The organism is Streptosporangium sp. G12 (assembly GCF_052983175.1).
Window position 1 is genome coordinate 182,884 of sequence record NZ_JBRIQO010000010.1, and the last position, 16,436, is coordinate 199,319.

The following is a 16,436-nucleotide window of genomic DNA, read 5'->3' on the forward strand; positions in this document are numbered from 1 at the left end:
CCGCCGACATCGTGATCGATCGAGGGGTGCCGCGCCGTGCTTTCGCTTCTCGCCGTTCTCGGCGGCGTCCCCGATCAGGCCAACACAGGGCAGACGGACTACACCGGCGCCTCCGTCGTGGCCGGAGAGGCCGTCCAGTACACGGTGACCCTGGTCAACACCGGCGACGCGATCCTCGACAACCAGGTCACCTCGGCGACCATCGGCAGCACCCGCCCCGCCGGCGGCACCGACCCCGGCTGTTCCGTCCAGATCGCCGTGACCCCCACCAGCATCACCCTCGTCGACCTGACCAGCACCTTCACCCTGACCGGCAAACCGGACTCGACGGTCCGCGACAGCCGGGCCGTGACCATGACGGTCATCACGAACAGTTTCGACGGCCACACCGTCACCGTGCGGGCGGCGTCCCCCGAGCTCACCTCCGACCAGCCCGGCAACGACTCCACCATCCCGATCGGGAACCTGCGCGTGCGCGAGAGCGGCACGTCGGCCTTCCAGCCCCTTTCGACCACCGTCCCGGTGCTCGTCCACGACCAGCCGGTTGCGTCCGCCCCCGACGGAGACGCCATCGGCACCGACTTCGAGGCTTACATCCCCTTCGTCCAGGTCGGCACCTATTCGGGGACGCTCACCTACGTCGCGACGGTCAAATGACGCCGCGCCATCCAGGGAAGCCCCGGGACTCCCCGTACACGAGCAACGTGAAGGAGAAAGCCATGGCACTGATCACGATGATCCGTCCTTCCACCGGCACGCTGCGCGCCGCGGTCCGCTACGGGCTCGGCGCGGCCCTGGTCGTCGCCCTCGCCGCACCGTCATCGGCGGCGGCCGTCCTCGAACCGCGCCCCGAGGACCCCGGGGACGCCGGAGGTGCCGGGGGCAGGGCGGGTAAGGCGGTGACCGGGGGCGTACCGAGCCTGAGCATCAGCATCGACAACGGCCGGACCTCCGCCGAGGAGGGAGATCGGCTCACCTACGCCGTCACCGTGCGCAACACCGGGGCGACCCGCGTGCGCGACCTCGAACTCACCCAGACCCTGCCGGCCGGCCTCAGGTTCGTCTCGGCGGACGGCGGGGGCTCGGCCTCGAAGGGGCAGGTCCGCTGGAGCGCCGACGTGCCGCCCGGCAAGGACGTCACCTTCCACACCGTCGCGGAGGTGGGGGCCACCCCGGAGGACCTCCTGCGCCTGGCCAGCATCGCCTGCGCGAACACCGAGGGAAGCGACAGGCCGATCGTCTGCGCCACCCACTCCGACCAGTTGCCCGCCGGCGCGGCGGCCGAGGCCGCGCACGCGAGGGCCCACCCCGTGTCGAGCCGCCTGGGATACGTGGGCCTGGGCGCGGGGGCCGGGCTGCTGGCCCTGGCCGGGCTGCTGTTCCTCCGCCGCTCCAGGCGCGGCCGCCACCTGCGGCAGTCGCCCTCGTGACGACCCGGGCGTGCACCCCTGGAACGGGGTGCACGCTGTCCGGACGGGCTACTCGTCGCCGGTGAGGGAGAAGCTCCGCAGGCGCCTGCCCGCCCAGACGACCGCGCCGACGGTGACGATGACCAGGGCGGGGACGGCGAAGCCGAGAGTGATCTCGGTGGAGAAGAACGCGGAGGACGACAGCTGGTCGGCGATCGTCTGGGCCCACTGCTGGATGGAGAACCTGCGGGCGCCGGGCACGAAGTTGCCGACCACGCCCTCCCAGACGAGCGCGTAGACGATGCCGATCGTGACCGCGTGCCGGGTCAGCACGCCCAGCAGCATGAACACCGCCGCGTACGCGATCCCGCCGATGAGGGAGCCGAGCGCGAAGCCGTACGCGATACCGGATTCGAGGCTGACCAGCAGGTAGGCCGCGACGAAGGTCGGCACGGCGGCGAACAGCGCGAGCATCGAGGCGGCGACCACGAACTTGGTCCGGGCGATCGCCGGGCGGGAGATCGGCTTGGACAGCAGGTGGATGATCGTGCCGTCGTCGATCTCGGGGGCGATCACCCCGGTCCCGGCGATCAGGCCGAGCAGCGGCAGCATGGTGCCGATGGCGAAGGTCTGCATGAGCGTGACCGCGGTCCGCTCGTCGGCGGCGCCGATGAACCTCAGCAGGGCGGCCATGGCGACCAGCACCACGGGAAGCATGATCAGCAGCCAGATCCGGCGGCGGCCGAGGAGCGCCCGGTAGGAGATTCCGGCGATGACACCGTTCATGGTCAGCTGCTCCTGTTGATCAGGTAGGAGAAGACGCTCTCCAGGTCTTCGTCGGCGGGGGAGACCTGCAGGATCCGGATGTCCGCGTCCTTGGCGACCCTGGGCAGCAGCCGGGTGAAGCGCCGGAAGTCGACGGCGTGCACCTCCAGGCCCGCCTGGGTCAGCGAGACCGAGCCCGAGGAGGCGTCGGCGATCAGCGCGGACGCCAGGCGGCGGTCGTCGCTGGAGCGGACCCTGAACAGGTGCGGGCGGTCGGTCATCCGGCGGCGGATCTCGCGGAAGTCCCCGGAGGCGGCGTGGCGTCCGGCCACCAGCACCTCGATGTGCTGGGCGACCCGCTCCACCTCCTCCAGGATGTGCGAGCTGAACAGGATGGTCTTGCCCGCGGTGCCCATGGCGCGGACCAGGTCCATCAGGTGCAGGCGCTGGCGCGGGTCCATGCCGTTGAACGGCTCGTCGAGCAGCAGGACCTGCGGGTCGTGGACGAGGGCCGCGGCCACCTTGACGCGCTGGCGCATGCCCTTGGAGTACGTCTCGATCCTGCGGTCCTTGGCGCTCTCCATCTCCACCAGGGCGAGCGCCTTGCGTGCGGCGTCGTCGGGGTTGGGCAGGCGGTGCAGCCTCGCGCTGGACAGCACGAACTGCCAGCCGGTGAGGAAGCCGTAGACGGCTTCGCGCTCGGGGACCAGGCCGATGGAGCGGTAGATCTCGTGGTTGCGCCAGATGCGGTCGCCGTCGAGGGTGACGGTGCCGCCCGAGGGGGCGAGGAACCCGGCCATCATGTGCAGCAGCGTGGACTTCCCCGCGCCGTTCGGGCCGAGCAGCCCGGTGACGCCGGGGCCGACGGTCATGGTGATGTCGTTGACGGCGACCACGTTGCCGTACCAGCGGGACACCTGGGCCAGTTCGATCTTCATCGGGAGGCCGCCTTACGGTAGCGCGCGATCAGGGCCGTGACGGACAGGGCGATCAGCGCGATCATGATCACTCCCGCGACCAGGGATCCGCCGCCCGGCGGGTAGATGACGCCCGCGGTGGGCGTCGCCCCGAAGATCCCGACGTGCACGGCGGCGTCCACCAGGAAGAACGGGTTGATCAGCCACGCCCACGCGGCGGTGGTGTCGTCGCCCATCGACTCCAGCGTCGCGAACAGCACGGTCGACACGGCGGAGGCGAGCAGGTAGAAGGCGATGACCGCGGCCACGCCCAGGCCGCGCCTGGGGGTGAACGAGGCGATGGCCACGCCGAGGCAGGCCAGCAGCAGCGCGTAGCAGACCGCGCCGGCCATGGAGGTGAGGTATTCGGCGGTGTGCGTGTCGCCGGGCAGGTCGATGACCACCTCGCCGATGTAGAGCACGGTGAGGGGTGCCGCCAGCAGCAGGAACATGGCGGTCGTCATCGCCGCGAGCTTCGCCCCGACGTAGTCCCAGATCGTCACCGGGCGCGACAGGTAGAGCGGCAGCACCCGGAAGCGCAGGTCGGGCGCGACGGCGTACGGCGACTGCGAGGCCAGGAAGATCGCGAGCACGGCCTGCATGACGACCGCGTACTCGGTGTAGCGCATCCCCTCCTGCTTGGCCAGCGCCATGATCGCGATGGAGACGACCGCGGGCAGGAGCATGACGCCCAGGAGCACGAACGGGATGATCTTCGAGCGGGCGGTGCGGCCGAGCCCGAAGATCCCGCGCAGGCTGTGCAGGGTCAGCGCTGCGGTGGCGTGGCCGCGGCCGAGCCGCGGCCCCTCGTAGTGGCGGTATCCGATGTCGTGGATGACACCCGTGGGTTCAGACATTGACCGGCTCCCTGAAGACGTCCTCGATGCGCTGGCGGCCCTGCTCCACGCGCACGAGGCAGAGGTCGAGCTCGCAGACGGCGTCGCGGAGCGCGTCGAAGGTCTCCGGCGCGCGGACGTGGACGAGCAGCAGCCTGCCGTGCGGGGTGACGGTCTCGCCCAGCTCGGTCAGCCGGGCCGCCAGCGCGTCCTGGCCCTCCTCGACCTCGACGGTCACGGTCTGGGTGATCTGGGTGAACTCCCCGATGGACGAGGAGCGCAGCAGCTTGCCGCCGTCGATCACGATGACGTGGTCGCAGACCCGCTCCAGCTCGCCCAGCAGGTGGGAGGTGACCAGCACGCTGATGCCGAACTCGGAGCCGATCCTGCGGATCAGCGCGAGCATCTCGTCGCGGCCCCGCGGGTCGAGGCCGTTGGTGGGCTCGTCCAGCAGGACCAGGCGCGGGTCGTGCACCAGGGCCTGGGCCAGCTTGACGCGCTGCTTCATGCCGGTGGAGTAGCCGCCCATCGCCCGGTAGCGCTCCTCGTACAGCCCGACGTGGCGCAGGACGTCGGCGGCGCGCTCGCGGGCCGCGGTGCGCGGCAGGCCCGACATCTGGGCCATGTGCACGGTGAACTCGGTGGCGGACAGGTCGGGCGGCAGGCAGTCGTGCTCCGGCATGTAACCCACGACCCGGCGGATCTCCGCCCCCCTGCTCGTCGCGTCCATGCCCAGCACCTGGGCGCTTCCCGCGCTGGGTTCGAGCAGGCCGAGCAGGATCTTGATCAGCGTGGATTTGCCCGCGCCGTTGGCGCCGACCAGGCCGGTCACACCGGGGCCGACGGTGACGGTGAGCTGGTCGAGCGCCGTCACCCGGGGGAAACGTCTGGTTAGTCCCTCGGTGGCGAGGATAGTCATGCTCGGACACTATCCGTCGCCGTAGGTGCGCACCTCCGTCACACGAAGGAGGCTCGCATCGTCCGAAAGGGCAATTCTCAGCCGCTAACTCCCACTCGGGCGGGCCGGCAGCCTCATCCCGAACCGGGACCAGTAGGCCTTCTGCACGAGGAGTGTCACCACGCCGGAGATGACCATGCCCGCGACGTTCACCCCGAGCTGGACGGCCGAGGCGGTCATGTCGCCCCAGCGGGCCAGCGCGGCGGCGACCGCGAAGTATCCGGCGGCGGGGACCGTGGTGACCGAGATGAAGACGCCGACCAGGGCCGAGGACTTGCCCGCGGTGACCGAGAGCACTCCGGCGGCCCCGGCGAGCAGCGCGACGATGAACGACCACCTGTCGTACTTGACGATGAACTCGATCTCCTCGTGCCCGGTCGCCAGGGTGCCCAAGCCGATCCAGCCGAGCCCCCGCGCGACCAGCGCGCAGACGAAGGTGATCACGACGGCGACGGTGAAACCCAGGACCAGGGTCCTGGCCGCGCGGCCGATGAGGTCCCTGTCGGTACGGAGCAGGCCGAAGCAGACGGCCGCGATCGCGCCGAACTCCGGTCCGAGCACCATCGCGCCGACGATGAGGATCGGCGAGTTGACGATCACACCGATCGCCGCGAGCAGCGTGGCGATCGTGAGGAACACGAGGAAGGCCCAGGTGAGCCGGGTGTCCTCGTCGACCCGCTGGGCGAACTCCGCCCAGACCACCGCGTCGTCGCTGTCGCCCGGCGCCTCCTCCTTGGCGCGCTCGGCCACCTCCGAGATCGCCAGGTCGACCTCCTCGGCCGCGATCGAGCCCTTCGTGTGCAGGCCGAGCTCCTGGAAGCGCTCGATCACCTCGTTGGCGGCCTCGCGGGCGATGTCGAACTGGAGGAGGTCACCGGCGGGGGAGCGCGCGGCACCGGGGAACACCACGATGTTGACGACGCCGACGCACTCGTCGAGTACCTCCAGCACCTTGTCCGACAGCTCCGGCGGACTGATCACGCGTAGATGCAGCACGGGCCAACCCTAGGACCTGTGCCCCGGCCCGCTGAAGCCCGGAACCGCATGGCCGTCTCCCGGTCGTCGTCCCGCGGTCCCGCGCAGGGCCGGCGTTCGGTGTCCGGTGCGGGGGCGGATCTCCTCAGGGAACCCTGACGGCGGGGTCGGTGCTCAGGCGCCGGAGCAGGTCGGCCGTCCGGGAGACCTGCTCGGCGTCCCGCCCGGTCCGGTGGCCCGACTCGATGGCGCCCGCGAGGGCCGCCAGCTCGTGCGGCGGCATGAAGGCGCGCGCCGCGCGCAGTCGCAGCAGGACTTTGCGGCCGCCCCGCTCCTGGGCGTACAGGTACAGGTACGGGAGCCGGCGGCCGGTGAGGTCGCGGGCCCTTGAGCACTCGGGGAAGGAGTCCAGCCAGACATGGGCTCGCGCGAGGTCCACCCTGCGCGTCGTGAACGCGCCGTGGACCTCCACGACGCTTCCCTCCAGCTCCGCCCGGAAGCGGAAGATGCCGAGGAGGACGATGAGGAAGACCACCAGGACCACGACGAAGGGAACCATCAGGATCTGGAGGCCGAGAGAGGAGCCCTCGGCGGACAGCTCGGCGGCCCGTTCGAGCTTCGAGATCGCGAACAGCGGGATGCCGACGAAGGGCACGGCCAGGAGCGCGGCGCCGATCTTCATGCCGGTGCTCGCGCCAACGCTCAGCTTCAGCGGCCCATGGGACGGGATGCTCACATATCAGACACTAAGTCACTCCACCGGGTGAGCCTTGGTGCCGATCCGGCATATATGGCCGCGAGTAGAGGGAACTTTTGCCTTTGGCGGTGGTTGGTTTCGCGGCGCACCCGACGGCGCGCCCGACGGGACCCCGTCATCGGCGTGGCGGCTCAGGCGAGCGAGTCGATCCAGCGTTCCAGGCGGCGGCCCTCCCCGGCCATGAGTTCGGGGTCCCTGAAGGTGTTGGTGAGGAGTGCGATGCCCTGGTAGGCGGCGACCAGGGCGACCGCGAGCTCGCGGGAGTCGGATCGGCCCATCTCCCGGAACTGCAGCTCGGCATAGTCGATCAGCAACCGCATGACCTCGGCCGCGGCGCGGTCGAGGCCGTCGGTGCGCTTGTCGAGCTCCGAGCACAGGCTCCCGGTGGGACAGCCGTATCGCGCGGTGAGCTCGCGCTGCTCGATCCAGCCGCGCAGGAGCGCCTTCAGGCGGTCGCGGGGGCCGTCGGTGTGCAGGTCGAGAGAGGCGGTCATCGCCCGGAAGCCGAGCGCGTGCGCCTCGATCGCCGCCTCGACGAGCTGATCCTTGGTCTTGAAGTAGTAGTAGACGTTGCCCAGGGGGACCTCGGCCACGCGGGCGATGTCGGCCAGCGTCGTCTTCTCGACACCCTGCTCGTGCAGGACCCGGGACGCGGCGGCCACGAGCCGCTCCCGCTTGCCCCGCTTCGCGGTAACTGAGTCAGTCATCTCACTGACGAGTGTAGACAGCCCGGGCGGCTGCTGGTTATGGTCTTTTTAGTCAGTCAACTAACTTATTCGCGACGGGCGGGACTTTCATGATCGTGATCACGGGATCGACCGGGAACGTCGGACGGGTGCTCGTACGGGCGCTCGCCGAGGCCGGGGAGCGGGTGGCGGCGGTTTCGCGACGGCCTTCGGACGTGCCGGAGGGCGTGACGCACCACCGGGCCGACCTGGCCGACCCGCAAAGCCTCCGGCCCGCGCTCGACGGGGCCGACGCGCTGTTCCTCCTCGTCGCCGGTGCCGGAGAGCACCTGAACCCGCGAGGCATCCTCGACGTCGCGAGGGCGGCCGGGGTCCGGCGGGTCGTCCTGCAGTCCTCCCAGGCCGCCGGGACGCGACCGGAGTCCGGCTCCCACGCTCCCCTCCGGGCGTTGGAGGACGCCGTCCGGCGGTCGGGCCTGGAGTGGACCGTTCTGCGGCCGGGAGGCTTCGACTCCAACGCGTTCGCGTGGGCGGAGACGATCCGCTCGCGGCGGACCGCCGCCGCGCCGTTCGGCGACGTCGGGCTGCCGGTCGTCGACCCGGCCGACATCGCCGAGGTCGCGGCCGTGGTCCTGCGCAAGGGGGAGCACGCCGGTCACACGTACGAGCTCACCGGCCCGGCGCCGATCACCCCGCGCCGGCGGGCCCGGGCGATCGGGGACGCGCTGGGCACGCCGGTGCGGTTCGTCGAGCAGAGCCGCGAGGAGGCCCGGGAGCAGATGCTGCGCTTCATGCCCGAGCCGGTCGTGGACGGCACCCTCGCCATCCTGGGAGAGCCGTCGGCCGCCGAACAGCGGGTGAGCCCCGACGTGGAACGGATCCTCGGCCGCGCCCCCCGCGCCTTCGCCGAGTGGGCGCGACGCAACGTCGGCGCCTTCAGGTGACCCGTTCGCGGCGGTGGCGACGGGGGAGGCGCACCCGCGCTCCTCGGGCGGAGGCGTCGGGTTCCCGACGTGCCGCCGCTCCGGCGGCCCCGCTGTCACCGTCCGCTACCGCGGGCTCGCGAAGAACGCGGTCAGGGAGGGGGTTTCGCGGATCCGAACGACGCGACCACCGGCCGCCGGCGTGATCCGTGACCAAAATCGGCGATCTGGTCGCCGGTTTTTGAATCGGCCGTCACTTGGCGTAACCAATGCCGTAGCGTTTGGAAAACAACAACCGCCTCGGGGGAGTGACGCCCGAAAGGGGCGAGCGATGCCACCCAGACCCCGCAGCCTCAAGCGGCAGATGGACGTTCTCACGACCCAGATGCGCGAGCACGGGGCGACGTGGAGCCAGATCGCCGCGGACTATCAGCTCCGGTTCAAGCTCAATCCGCTGCGCGGCTTCCGCGAGGCACACCGATACACGCAGTCCGAGGTGGTCCGACTATGGAACCTGCGCTGGCCCGACGACATGCTCAGCGAACGCCGGCTCGGGGCGTGGGAGGCCTGGCCTTCGGCGACCGGCAACGAGCCTCCCATCTCCGGACTGGAACGCCTGGCCCGCATCTACCGGTGCCGGGCCGGGGACCTGGTCCATGGGGAGGACCACAGCCGTGACGACGACCGCATCGGCAGGCACCCGGCGGCCAAGGACCGACCCGTTCCCCGGCCCGTACTCACCGTTACCGATATCGCCTCATTTCTGGACGGGTTGCCGACACAGCCGCCCGGCCACGAGGCCGATCGGGTTCTCACGGTCGCGGCTCTGCGGGAGCAGGAGTTCGGCTATCTGGTCGCCGCTCTCACCCAGTGGGCGGACGGGATGAAACGCCGCGACCTACTGGCCGTGGTCGCCTCCGCGGCCGCCGCGGCGCACGCCTCCCCCCTTCTCGCCCACCTGGACCGCGACACCCTCGAACGCCTGACGTCGGCCTCCCGGGCACCCTCCCGGGTCGACGGCGAGGTGGTCGGGCATGTGGAGACGATCCTTCGTCACGCCATCAGGCAGGAGGACATCCTGGGTCCCCAGGCCGTGCTGGAGACGGCTCTGGCGCAGCACGGGCTGGTCCGCCGGCTCCTGGCGGGCGCCGCCGACGAGGACCTGCGCCGGCGACTGATGTCGCTGCTCGCCGACATATCCCGGTTCATCGGGTGGCTGCTGTTCAACTCCGGTGACTTCGCCGGAGCCGAGCACTATTACGGCCAGGCCCGGCGTGCCGCTCATGAAGCCGACGACGACCTCATGTCCAGTTACGTCCTCGCCCAGTGGAGCCACCTGGCCACCTGGTCCGGCGACCCGCGTCTCGGGGTCGAGCACGCTCTCGGGGCACTCGCCTGGGCGCAGCGAGCCGGCAGTCCCATACTGATCGCCTACGCCAACGACGTCGGCGCCCGCGCCTATGCGGGAATCGCGCGTCGCGAGAACGGCAAGAACCGGGCCAGGGACCACGCGCGGTGCCGTACCGCGCTGTCGGCCGCCCGCTCGGGGCTGGACGACTCCACGGAGGACGACCCCGGCCGGAGACTGACGTACTTCTTCGGCCCGGCCATGCTCACGCTGACCCGCGCCCTGTGCCACCTCGACATGCGTGAACCCGACAACGCGATCGCCTGCGCGCGCGAGGCGATGACCTCGATAGGGACGGCCTTCTCCCGCAACCTGGCGTTCGGTCACCTGTATCTCAGCCGCGCGTTCGCCCAGAAACGTGAGATCGGCCAGGCCTGCACGGAGCTGGCCCTGGCCGCCGAGCTCACCAGCCGCAACCGGTCCCCGCGACTGGTCGCGGCCACCGCCGACGCCCGTCAGGCCCTGTCACCCTGGAACCGCACCGACGCCGTGGTGCGCCTGGACGAGCGGCTGCGCTCCTACGGTCTGCCCGCGGGCAGGTCTTCCAGGACGTAGATGTCGTAGACGTCGTTGACGGACGACGCCGGGGCGTCCACGCTCCCGACCTGCCGCCAGCCCCATGATCGGTAAAGCCGCTGGTTGTCCTTCAACCGCGGCTCCACGGCCAGCACCGCCCGCTGCGCCCCGCACCCCGCCAGCACCGCCTCGGTCAGCCGTCTGGCGATGCCGCGCCCGCGGTGGCCGGGCAGTACGCCCAGATCCACCAGGTGCCAGGTGCGGGAACCGGACTCGTCGGTGAACCCGGCGGGGAGCGGATCACGTACGCCGTTCCACCAGCGGCCCCCCTCCCGCAGGAACGCCCCGTAGGCGAAGCCGACCAGCAGCCCGTCCTGCCGGGCGACCGACAGCCGGAACCCCCGCCGTCGGAGGAGGTCGGCGTAGGAGGCGCGCTGGTGTTCGAACTCCGCGGCCCCCTCGCTGTTGGGCGGGGCACCGAACGCCTCCCGGTAGGTCGTACCGACCTCCTCGGTGATCGTCTCGGCCTCCTCCGGGTCCAAAACCCTCACGATCACACGACCGCTCGCTGTCCTGCCCACGGCACCCGCCCTCCTCACCCGCTCTCGTCTCGAAAACTATCCATGCGGCCTCGCCCGAAACAGCCGGGAGGGCCGCCGCGACGGCCGGGATCGGAGCGCCGCGGTCATCCGGCCTGCCGGGAGCGTTCCAGGTAGAGGACCAGGTCGCGCATCCGGTCCGCGGGCCAGGGGAGGGTCCTGCCGATCTCCTCGCTGTTCTCCCGCCACATCCGCCGCGCCGCGGCCTTGGTCCGCTCACCGTCGTCGCCGTCGTCGTGGAACCGGCTCGCCAATGCGTCCCAGCGCTGGACCAGGGCCCGCACCCGGGGGTCGTCGACGGGGGTGTCGTCCTGTACGTGCCGCAGGAGCTCCTCGACGAGCCCGGCCCATTCGGTCCTGGCCGTCTCGACGGCCTCCGGGCCGAGGTCGGCCCTGCGCCGGGCCAGTTGCTCCCGCTGCTCTGCCGTGAACGAGCTCTCGAACATAGAGATCATCTCCAGGGTCGTCATGAACTGGTCCGGATCGGGCATCGACGCGCTGTCGATCTGTCCCAGCAGGCCGTGAAGCCGCTGTGTGAGCCGCTGGATCCGTGCGCCGTGCGCCTCCAGCTCGCGGAGCTGTGCCGTCAGCAGGTCGCGCATCGCCGCCAGATCGTCCGTGGAGTTCGCGAGCACGTCCGAGATCTCCTCCAGGGACAGCCCGAGCATTCGCAGGGCCCGCACCCGGTACAGCCGCCGCACGTCGCCCCCGGTGTAGCGGCGGTGCCCCGACGCGGTGCGTTCGCTCGCGCGCAGCAGGCCGATCTCGTCGTAGTGGTGCAACGCGCGCACGGTCACCCCGCTCGCCCGCGCCACCTCGCCGATGCTCCACCGGCGCCCGGCGTCGTCTTTCCCGATCACGTCCGCCACGTTAGGACCTGCCGTCGCGGCAGGTTCAAGCCCCTGGAGGCGATACGCCGAGCCTCGCGGCCGTCGGTTTTCGGATCCGCCGGTTGGATCGTGTGGACCGGCGACACCGGACGACGGTGGGCGACCCGTCACGCCGGCTCACCCGGGGTGGGGCTCCACAGGACACGCCCGAGCGCGGAGCGCGGCGGGTGGGGGGCGGGAAGGTCAGATGCGGCGGAGGCGGACGCGCTGGATGGAGTGGTTGGCGCCCTTGTGCAGCACCAGGTCGGCCCGGCCTCTGGTGGGGGCGATGTTCTCGAGGAGGTTGCGCTCGTTGATGTCGCGCCAGACATTCTTGGCGAAGTCGGTCGCCTCCTCCTCCGACAGGTCGGCGAGATACCTGAAGTAGGACTTCGGGTCCTCGAAGGCCGTGCGCCGGAGCTTGTGGAAGCGGTCCACGTACCAGTCGCGGATGTGCTCGACCTTGGCGTCCACGTAGATGGAGAAGTCGAAGTAGTCGTTGATCGCTAGGGCGGTGGGCGGGGCGGGCTGGAGGACGTTGAGGCCCTCGACGATGAGGATGTCGGGACGGCGTACGGCCTGGGTCGCGCCGGGCACGATGTCGTACTCCAGGTGGCTGTAGACCGGGGCCGTCACCTCCGGCAGGCCCGCCTTGACGTCGGCGACGAACCTGACCAGGGCCCGCCGGTCGTAGCTCTCGGGGAAGCCCTTCCTGTGCATGATGTCCCTGGCGGTGAGGGTCTCGTTCGGGAACAGGAAGCTGTCGGTGGTGATCAGGTCCACCCGGGGGTGCTCGGGCCAGCGGGCCAGCAGGGTGTGCAGCAGCCTGGCCGTGGTCGACTTGCCGACCGCGACGCTTCCGGCGATGCCCAGCACGTACGGGGCCGGCCGCCGCCCGCCGCCGAGGAAGGTGTTGAGCGCCGCGCTGCGCTGCCTCACCCCGGTGAAGTGGAGGTTGAGCAGCCGGGTGAGCGGCAGGTAGATGTCGGTGACCTCGGCCAGGTCGATCGGATCGTCGACGCCGCGCAGCTCCTCCAGTTCGTCCACGGTGAGCGTGAGGGGGGTGTTCTTCCGGAGTTCGCTCCACTGTGCCCGGCTCAGCTGCACGTACGGTGTCGCGGTGTCCAAACCGTTGGCCATGCTCAGAGAGCCTACTGATCCGCCGGGAACGGGCCCCTGCCGGGTGCTGATCCGCTGGGCGCGGGTTCCCGCCGGGTGCTGATTCGCCGGTGCGGGTTCCCGCCGGGCACCGGTCGGGATTCTTGGGCTGTCCGGGGGGTTCTCCATAGACGCGGCGGCCGATCTCTCAGGGAGGGGGTATGACAATGTGCGGAATAGTGGGATATACAGGACAGCGGTCGGCGGTCGAGGTCGCGGTCGAGGGTCTGGGCCGGCTGGAGTACCGGGGGTACGACTCGGCGGGGATCGCCCTGGTCGGGGCGGACGGCCTCGCCGTGGAGAAGCGGGCGGGGAAGCTGGCCAACCTCCGCTCGGCGCTGGTCTCGCGGCCCGTGCCGCCGGCCGGCGCGACGACGGGGATCGGGCACACCCGGTGGGCCACCCACGGAGCCCCGACCGACCGCAACGCCCACCCGCACACCGACTGCGACGGGCGGATCGCGGTCATCCACAACGGGATCATCGAGAACTTCGCCGCGCTCAGGACCGAGCTGGAGGGCACGGGGCACCGGATCGTCTCCGAGACCGACACGGAGGTGGTGGCGCACCTGCTGGAGGAGTTCGCCGCCGGGGGGCTCATGGAGGCGATGCGCCGGGTCTGCCTGCGGCTGGAGGGGGCGTTCACCCTGCTCGCGGTCTCGGCCGACGAGCCCGACGTGGTGGTGGGGGCGCGGCGCAACTCGCCGCTGGTGATCGGCAGGGGTGACGGGGAGAACTTCCTCGGCTCGGACGTGGCGGCGTTCATCGCGTACACGCGCGAGGCGGTGGAGCTGGGCCAGGACCAGGTGGTCGAGCTGCGTCCCTCGAAGGTCACGGTCATCGACTTCCAGGGCCTGCCGGCGGTGACGCGTGACTACCACGTCGACTGGGACGCCTGCGCCGCCGAGAAGGACGGCTACGACCACTTCATGCTCAAGGAGATCGCCGAGCAGCCCCGGGCCGTCGCCGACACGCTGCTCGGCAGGATCGGTGAGGACGGGCGGCTGGTGCTGGACGAGATGCGGCTGTCCGATCAGGAGCTGCGCGACATCAACAAGATCATTCTGGTCGCCTGCGGGACCTCGTACCACGCCGGGCTCATCGCCAAGTACGCCATCGAGCACTGGGCCCAGCTGCCCTGCGAGGTCGAGGTGGCGAGCGAGTTCCGCTACCGCGACCCGATCCTCGACCGCGACACGCTGGTGATCGTGATCAGCCAGTCGGGCGAGACCATGGACACCCTCATGGCGGTACGGCACGCGCGCGGGCAGCGGTCCCGGGTGCTGGCGGTCTGCAACGTGAACGGTTCCACGATCTCCCGCGAGTCCGACGCCGTCCTCTACACGCACGCGGGCCCCGAGGTCGCGGTGGCCTCCACCAAGGCGTTCCTCACCCAGCTGGTGGCGTGCTATCTGGTCGCGCTCTATCTCGCCCAGGTCAGGGGGGTGAAGTTCGGCGACGAGATCACCCAGATCGTCGAGCGGCTGGCGCAGATGCCGTCCAAGGTGAGCGAGGTCCTCGCGACCGTCGAGCCGGTCCGCGCGCTGGCCAGGTCGCTGGCCGGCGAGCGGTGCGTGCTCTTCCTGGGGCGGCACGTGGGCTTTCCCGTCGCGCTCGAAGGGGCGCTGAAGCTCAAGGAGCTGGCGTACATGCACGCCGAGGGCTTCGCGGCGGGGGAGCTGAAGCACGGCCCGATCGCGCTGATCGACAAGGGGCTCCCGGTGGTCGTCGTCGTCCCCTCGCCGTCCGGCCAGCGGGTGATCCACGACAAGATCGTGTCCAATATCCAGGAGATCCGGGCCAGGGGCGCGAGGACCCTCGTCATCGCCGAGGAAGGGGACGTCGCGGTCGCGCGGTACGCCGACACGCTGATCCACATCCCGGCCGTGCCGACCCTGCTCCAGCCGCTGGTCGCCACGGTGCCGCTCCAGGTCTTCGCGTGCGAGCTGGCCACGGCCAAGGGGCACGACGTCGACCAGCCCCGCAACCTCGCCAAGTCGGTCACGGTGGAGTAAGCCGGGGCCGGGGGTTCTCCACAGCCTGTGGACAAAGTCTATGGATTATCCACGGCCGGAAGTGGGTATAGGAGCTGACCGCCTCGTTGCCAGATTAATTGTCGATATATGCCATATAGCGGTTTACTGGGACGGATTAACGTGGCGTGAATCCACCGGACCCAAGGGAGCCGCAAGATGGATCGTCGTCGTTTCCTCGCCCGAGGCGGTGCGCTGGCCGCGCTGGGGGTGGCCGGGCCGTTCGCCGGCGTCGCACGGGCGGGAGTGAACGGGGAGATCCTCCCGGGCGCCGGGTACGGGCCGCTGAAGCCGGTCAAGGACGAGCGGGACGGCGTGGTGCGGCTCCACCTGCCCGGCGGCTTCCACTACAGGTCCTTCAACGGCGCCGGCGACAAGTACAGCGACGGATCCACCGTCCCCTCCCGGCACGACGGCATGGCCGCGTTCCGAGGGCCGGCCGGCAGCGCGATCCTCGTCCGCAACCACGAGGTCAACGGCCCGGTCGGCGCGTTCGGCGACCCGGCCAGGGCCTACGACCCGGCGGCGGGCGGCGGCACCTCGACCCTCCGGGTCACCCGCTACGGCAAGGTGCTCAAGTCCGCCCCCAGCCTGACCGGCACCCAGATGAACTGCTCCGGCGGCCCGATGCCCTGGGGCGCCTGGGTGACCTGCGAGGAGACCGTGAACGGGCCGGACGTGGGCAACGACTTCACCGGTCAGGACAACGGCAAGCTCACGCAGAAGCACGGCTACATCTTCGAGGTCCCGCTCGAGGGCAAGGCCGGAGGGCCGATCAGGAACGCCGGGCGGTTCGCCCACGAGTCGGCCGCGTTCGACGGGTTCACCGGCGCGATCTACCTCACCGAGGACAACTTCGGTTTCGCCTCCGGCTTCTACCGCTATCTGCCCCCGAAGAACCCGCTGGAGGCCCGCCGCATCCTCGACGGCGGCAGGCTCCAGATGCTGGCCGTGCGGGGCGCCCCGGGCAAGGACCTCTCGCTCGGCCAGCCCAAGGGAGCCTCGTACGCGACCACCTGGGTGGACATCGACGACCCCGACCCCGCCTTCATCGGCACCCCCGCCAACGACGTCGCCGTCCAGGCCGTCGGCAACCAGGGCAGGGCCAAGGGCGCGGCGATCTTCTCCCGGCTGGAGGGGGCGATCAACCACCACGGCACGATCTACTTCGTCTCCACCCAGGGCGGCGCGACCGCGTCCGGCGACACCCCGCCCAGCGGTTTCGGCAAGGGACGCGGCCAGGTGTGGGCGTACGAGACGTGGAGCGGGCGGCTCAGGCTCGTCTACGAGTCGCCGGGCGCGGTCACCCTCGACCTGCCCGACAACGTCACCGCCAGCCCCCGGGGCACCCTGGTCCTCTGCGAGGACGGCTCGGGCGACAACTACCTGCGCGGCCTCACCCGCCGGGGCGAGATCTTCGACTTCTCCCGGCTGGTCCCCGTCGACGGCGACTCCGGCGCCGAGTTCGCCGGCTCGACGTTCGGCCCCGGCGGCCACACCCTCTACGTCAACGTCCAGTCGTCCAAGGGGATGAGCTTCGCCATCTGGGGCCCCTGGCAGCGCGGCGGCTTCTGACCCGCGGGATCGC

At 70.8% G+C, this 16,436-nt stretch carries 15 protein-coding genes and 1 pseudogene; 6 read left to right on the forward strand and 10 right to left on the reverse strand.

The window, feature by feature from the left end:
• Window positions 1-36: 36 nt before the first annotated feature.
• Entirely contained in the window at window positions 37-657 is a 621-nt protein-coding gene (locus ACVCAG_RS17385; RefSeq protein WP_440082821.1) for a hypothetical protein, read from the forward strand.
• Between the two features lie 62 nt (window positions 658-719).
• Window positions 720-1,430 (forward strand): hypothetical protein, encoded by a 711-nt coding sequence (locus ACVCAG_RS17390; protein WP_440082822.1) that lies wholly within the window; start codon window positions 720-722, stop codon window positions 1,428-1,430.
• A gap of 48 nt (window positions 1,431-1,478) precedes the next feature.
• On the opposite strand, the gene ACVCAG_RS17395 is transcribed toward ACVCAG_RS17390, so the two are convergent.
• The 7 genes from ACVCAG_RS17395 to ACVCAG_RS17425 all read right to left on the reverse strand — a co-directional run bounded on the left by ACVCAG_RS17395 (window position 1,479) and on the right by ACVCAG_RS17425 (window position 7,363).
• On the reverse strand, window positions 1,479-2,195 hold the full coding sequence (locus tag ACVCAG_RS17395; protein ID WP_440082823.1) for an ABC transporter permease subunit: 717 nt from the start codon (window positions 2,193-2,195) through the stop codon (window positions 1,479-1,481).
• A 2-nt stretch (window positions 2,196-2,197) separates the two neighbouring features.
• Window positions 2,198-3,112 carry an ATP-binding cassette domain-containing protein gene (locus tag ACVCAG_RS17400; RefSeq protein WP_440082824.1) on the reverse strand — a complete coding sequence of 305 codons (915 nt, stop codon included), beginning with the start codon at window positions 3,110-3,112 and terminating at the stop codon, window positions 2,198-2,200.
• Window positions 3,109-3,987: an ABC transporter permease gene (locus ACVCAG_RS17405; RefSeq protein WP_440082825.1), complete on the reverse strand. Its 879-nt coding sequence runs from the start codon at window positions 3,985-3,987 to the stop codon at window positions 3,109-3,111. The genes ACVCAG_RS17400 and ACVCAG_RS17405 overlap by 4 nt, the downstream gene beginning before the upstream one ends.
• Complete coding sequence (locus tag ACVCAG_RS17410; RefSeq protein ID WP_440070970.1) at window positions 3,980-4,885, reverse strand: ATP-binding cassette domain-containing protein; 906 nt, start codon at window positions 4,883-4,885, stop codon at window positions 3,980-3,982. The genes ACVCAG_RS17405 and ACVCAG_RS17410 overlap by 8 nt, the downstream gene beginning before the upstream one ends.
• A gap of 84 nt (window positions 4,886-4,969) precedes the next feature.
• Window positions 4,970-5,920, reverse strand: coding sequence for a DUF389 domain-containing protein (locus ACVCAG_RS17415; protein ID WP_440082826.1), 951 nt, complete (start codon window positions 5,918-5,920; stop codon window positions 4,970-4,972).
• 124 nt (window positions 5,921-6,044) lie between these two features.
• On the reverse strand, window positions 6,045-6,635 hold the full coding sequence (locus tag ACVCAG_RS17420; RefSeq protein ID WP_440082827.1) for a hypothetical protein: 591 nt from the start codon (window positions 6,633-6,635) through the stop codon (window positions 6,045-6,047).
• Between the two features lie 152 nt (window positions 6,636-6,787).
• Window positions 6,788-7,363 carry a TetR family transcriptional regulator gene (locus ACVCAG_RS17425; protein ID WP_440082828.1) on the reverse strand — a complete coding sequence of 192 codons (576 nt, stop codon included), beginning with the start codon at window positions 7,361-7,363 and terminating at the stop codon, window positions 6,788-6,790.
• Window positions 7,364-7,452: 89 nt separating this feature from the next.
• Here ACVCAG_RS17425 and ACVCAG_RS17430 point away from each other — a divergent pair, with 89 nt between their 5' ends.
• Complete coding sequence (locus ACVCAG_RS17430; protein ID WP_440082829.1) at window positions 7,453-8,286, forward strand: NAD(P)H-binding protein; 834 nt, start codon at window positions 7,453-7,455, stop codon at window positions 8,284-8,286.
• Between the two features lie 310 nt (window positions 8,287-8,596).
• A complete protein-coding gene (locus tag ACVCAG_RS17435; RefSeq protein ID WP_440082830.1) occupies window positions 8,597-10,228 on the forward strand; it encodes a hypothetical protein in 1,632 nt (543 codons plus the stop codon).
• Here ACVCAG_RS17435 and ACVCAG_RS17440 read toward each other — a convergent pair.
• From ACVCAG_RS17440 to coaA, 3 genes and pseudogenes are all read right to left on the reverse strand, one after another.
• Window positions 10,192-10,791 (reverse strand): annotated as a pseudogene (locus ACVCAG_RS17440) (N-acetyltransferase family protein); the annotation flags it as partial. The gene ACVCAG_RS17435 and the pseudogene ACVCAG_RS17440 overlap by 37 nt on opposite strands.
• An 83-nt stretch (window positions 10,792-10,874) precedes the next feature.
• A complete protein-coding gene (locus ACVCAG_RS17445) occupies window positions 10,875-11,648 on the reverse strand; it encodes a MerR family transcriptional regulator (protein ID WP_440082831.1) in 774 nt (257 codons plus the stop codon).
• A 213-nt stretch (window positions 11,649-11,861) separates the two neighbouring features.
• Complete coding sequence (coaA, locus tag ACVCAG_RS17450) at window positions 11,862-12,797, reverse strand: type I pantothenate kinase (RefSeq protein WP_447190022.1); 936 nt, start codon at window positions 12,795-12,797, stop codon at window positions 11,862-11,864.
• A gap of 197 nt (window positions 12,798-12,994) precedes the next feature.
• Between coaA and glmS the strand changes: the two genes are divergently transcribed.
• Both glmS and ACVCAG_RS17460 read left to right on the forward strand, forming a co-directional pair.
• Entirely contained in the window at window positions 12,995-14,830 is a 1,836-nt protein-coding gene (gene glmS, locus ACVCAG_RS17455) for a glutamine--fructose-6-phosphate transaminase (isomerizing) (RefSeq protein WP_447190023.1), read from the forward strand.
• A gap of 177 nt (window positions 14,831-15,007) precedes the next feature.
• On the forward strand, window positions 15,008-16,423 hold the full coding sequence (locus tag ACVCAG_RS17460) for a PhoX family protein (protein ID WP_440082834.1): 1,416 nt from the start codon (window positions 15,008-15,010) through the stop codon (window positions 16,421-16,423).
• Window positions 16,424-16,436 lie beyond the last annotated feature (13 nt).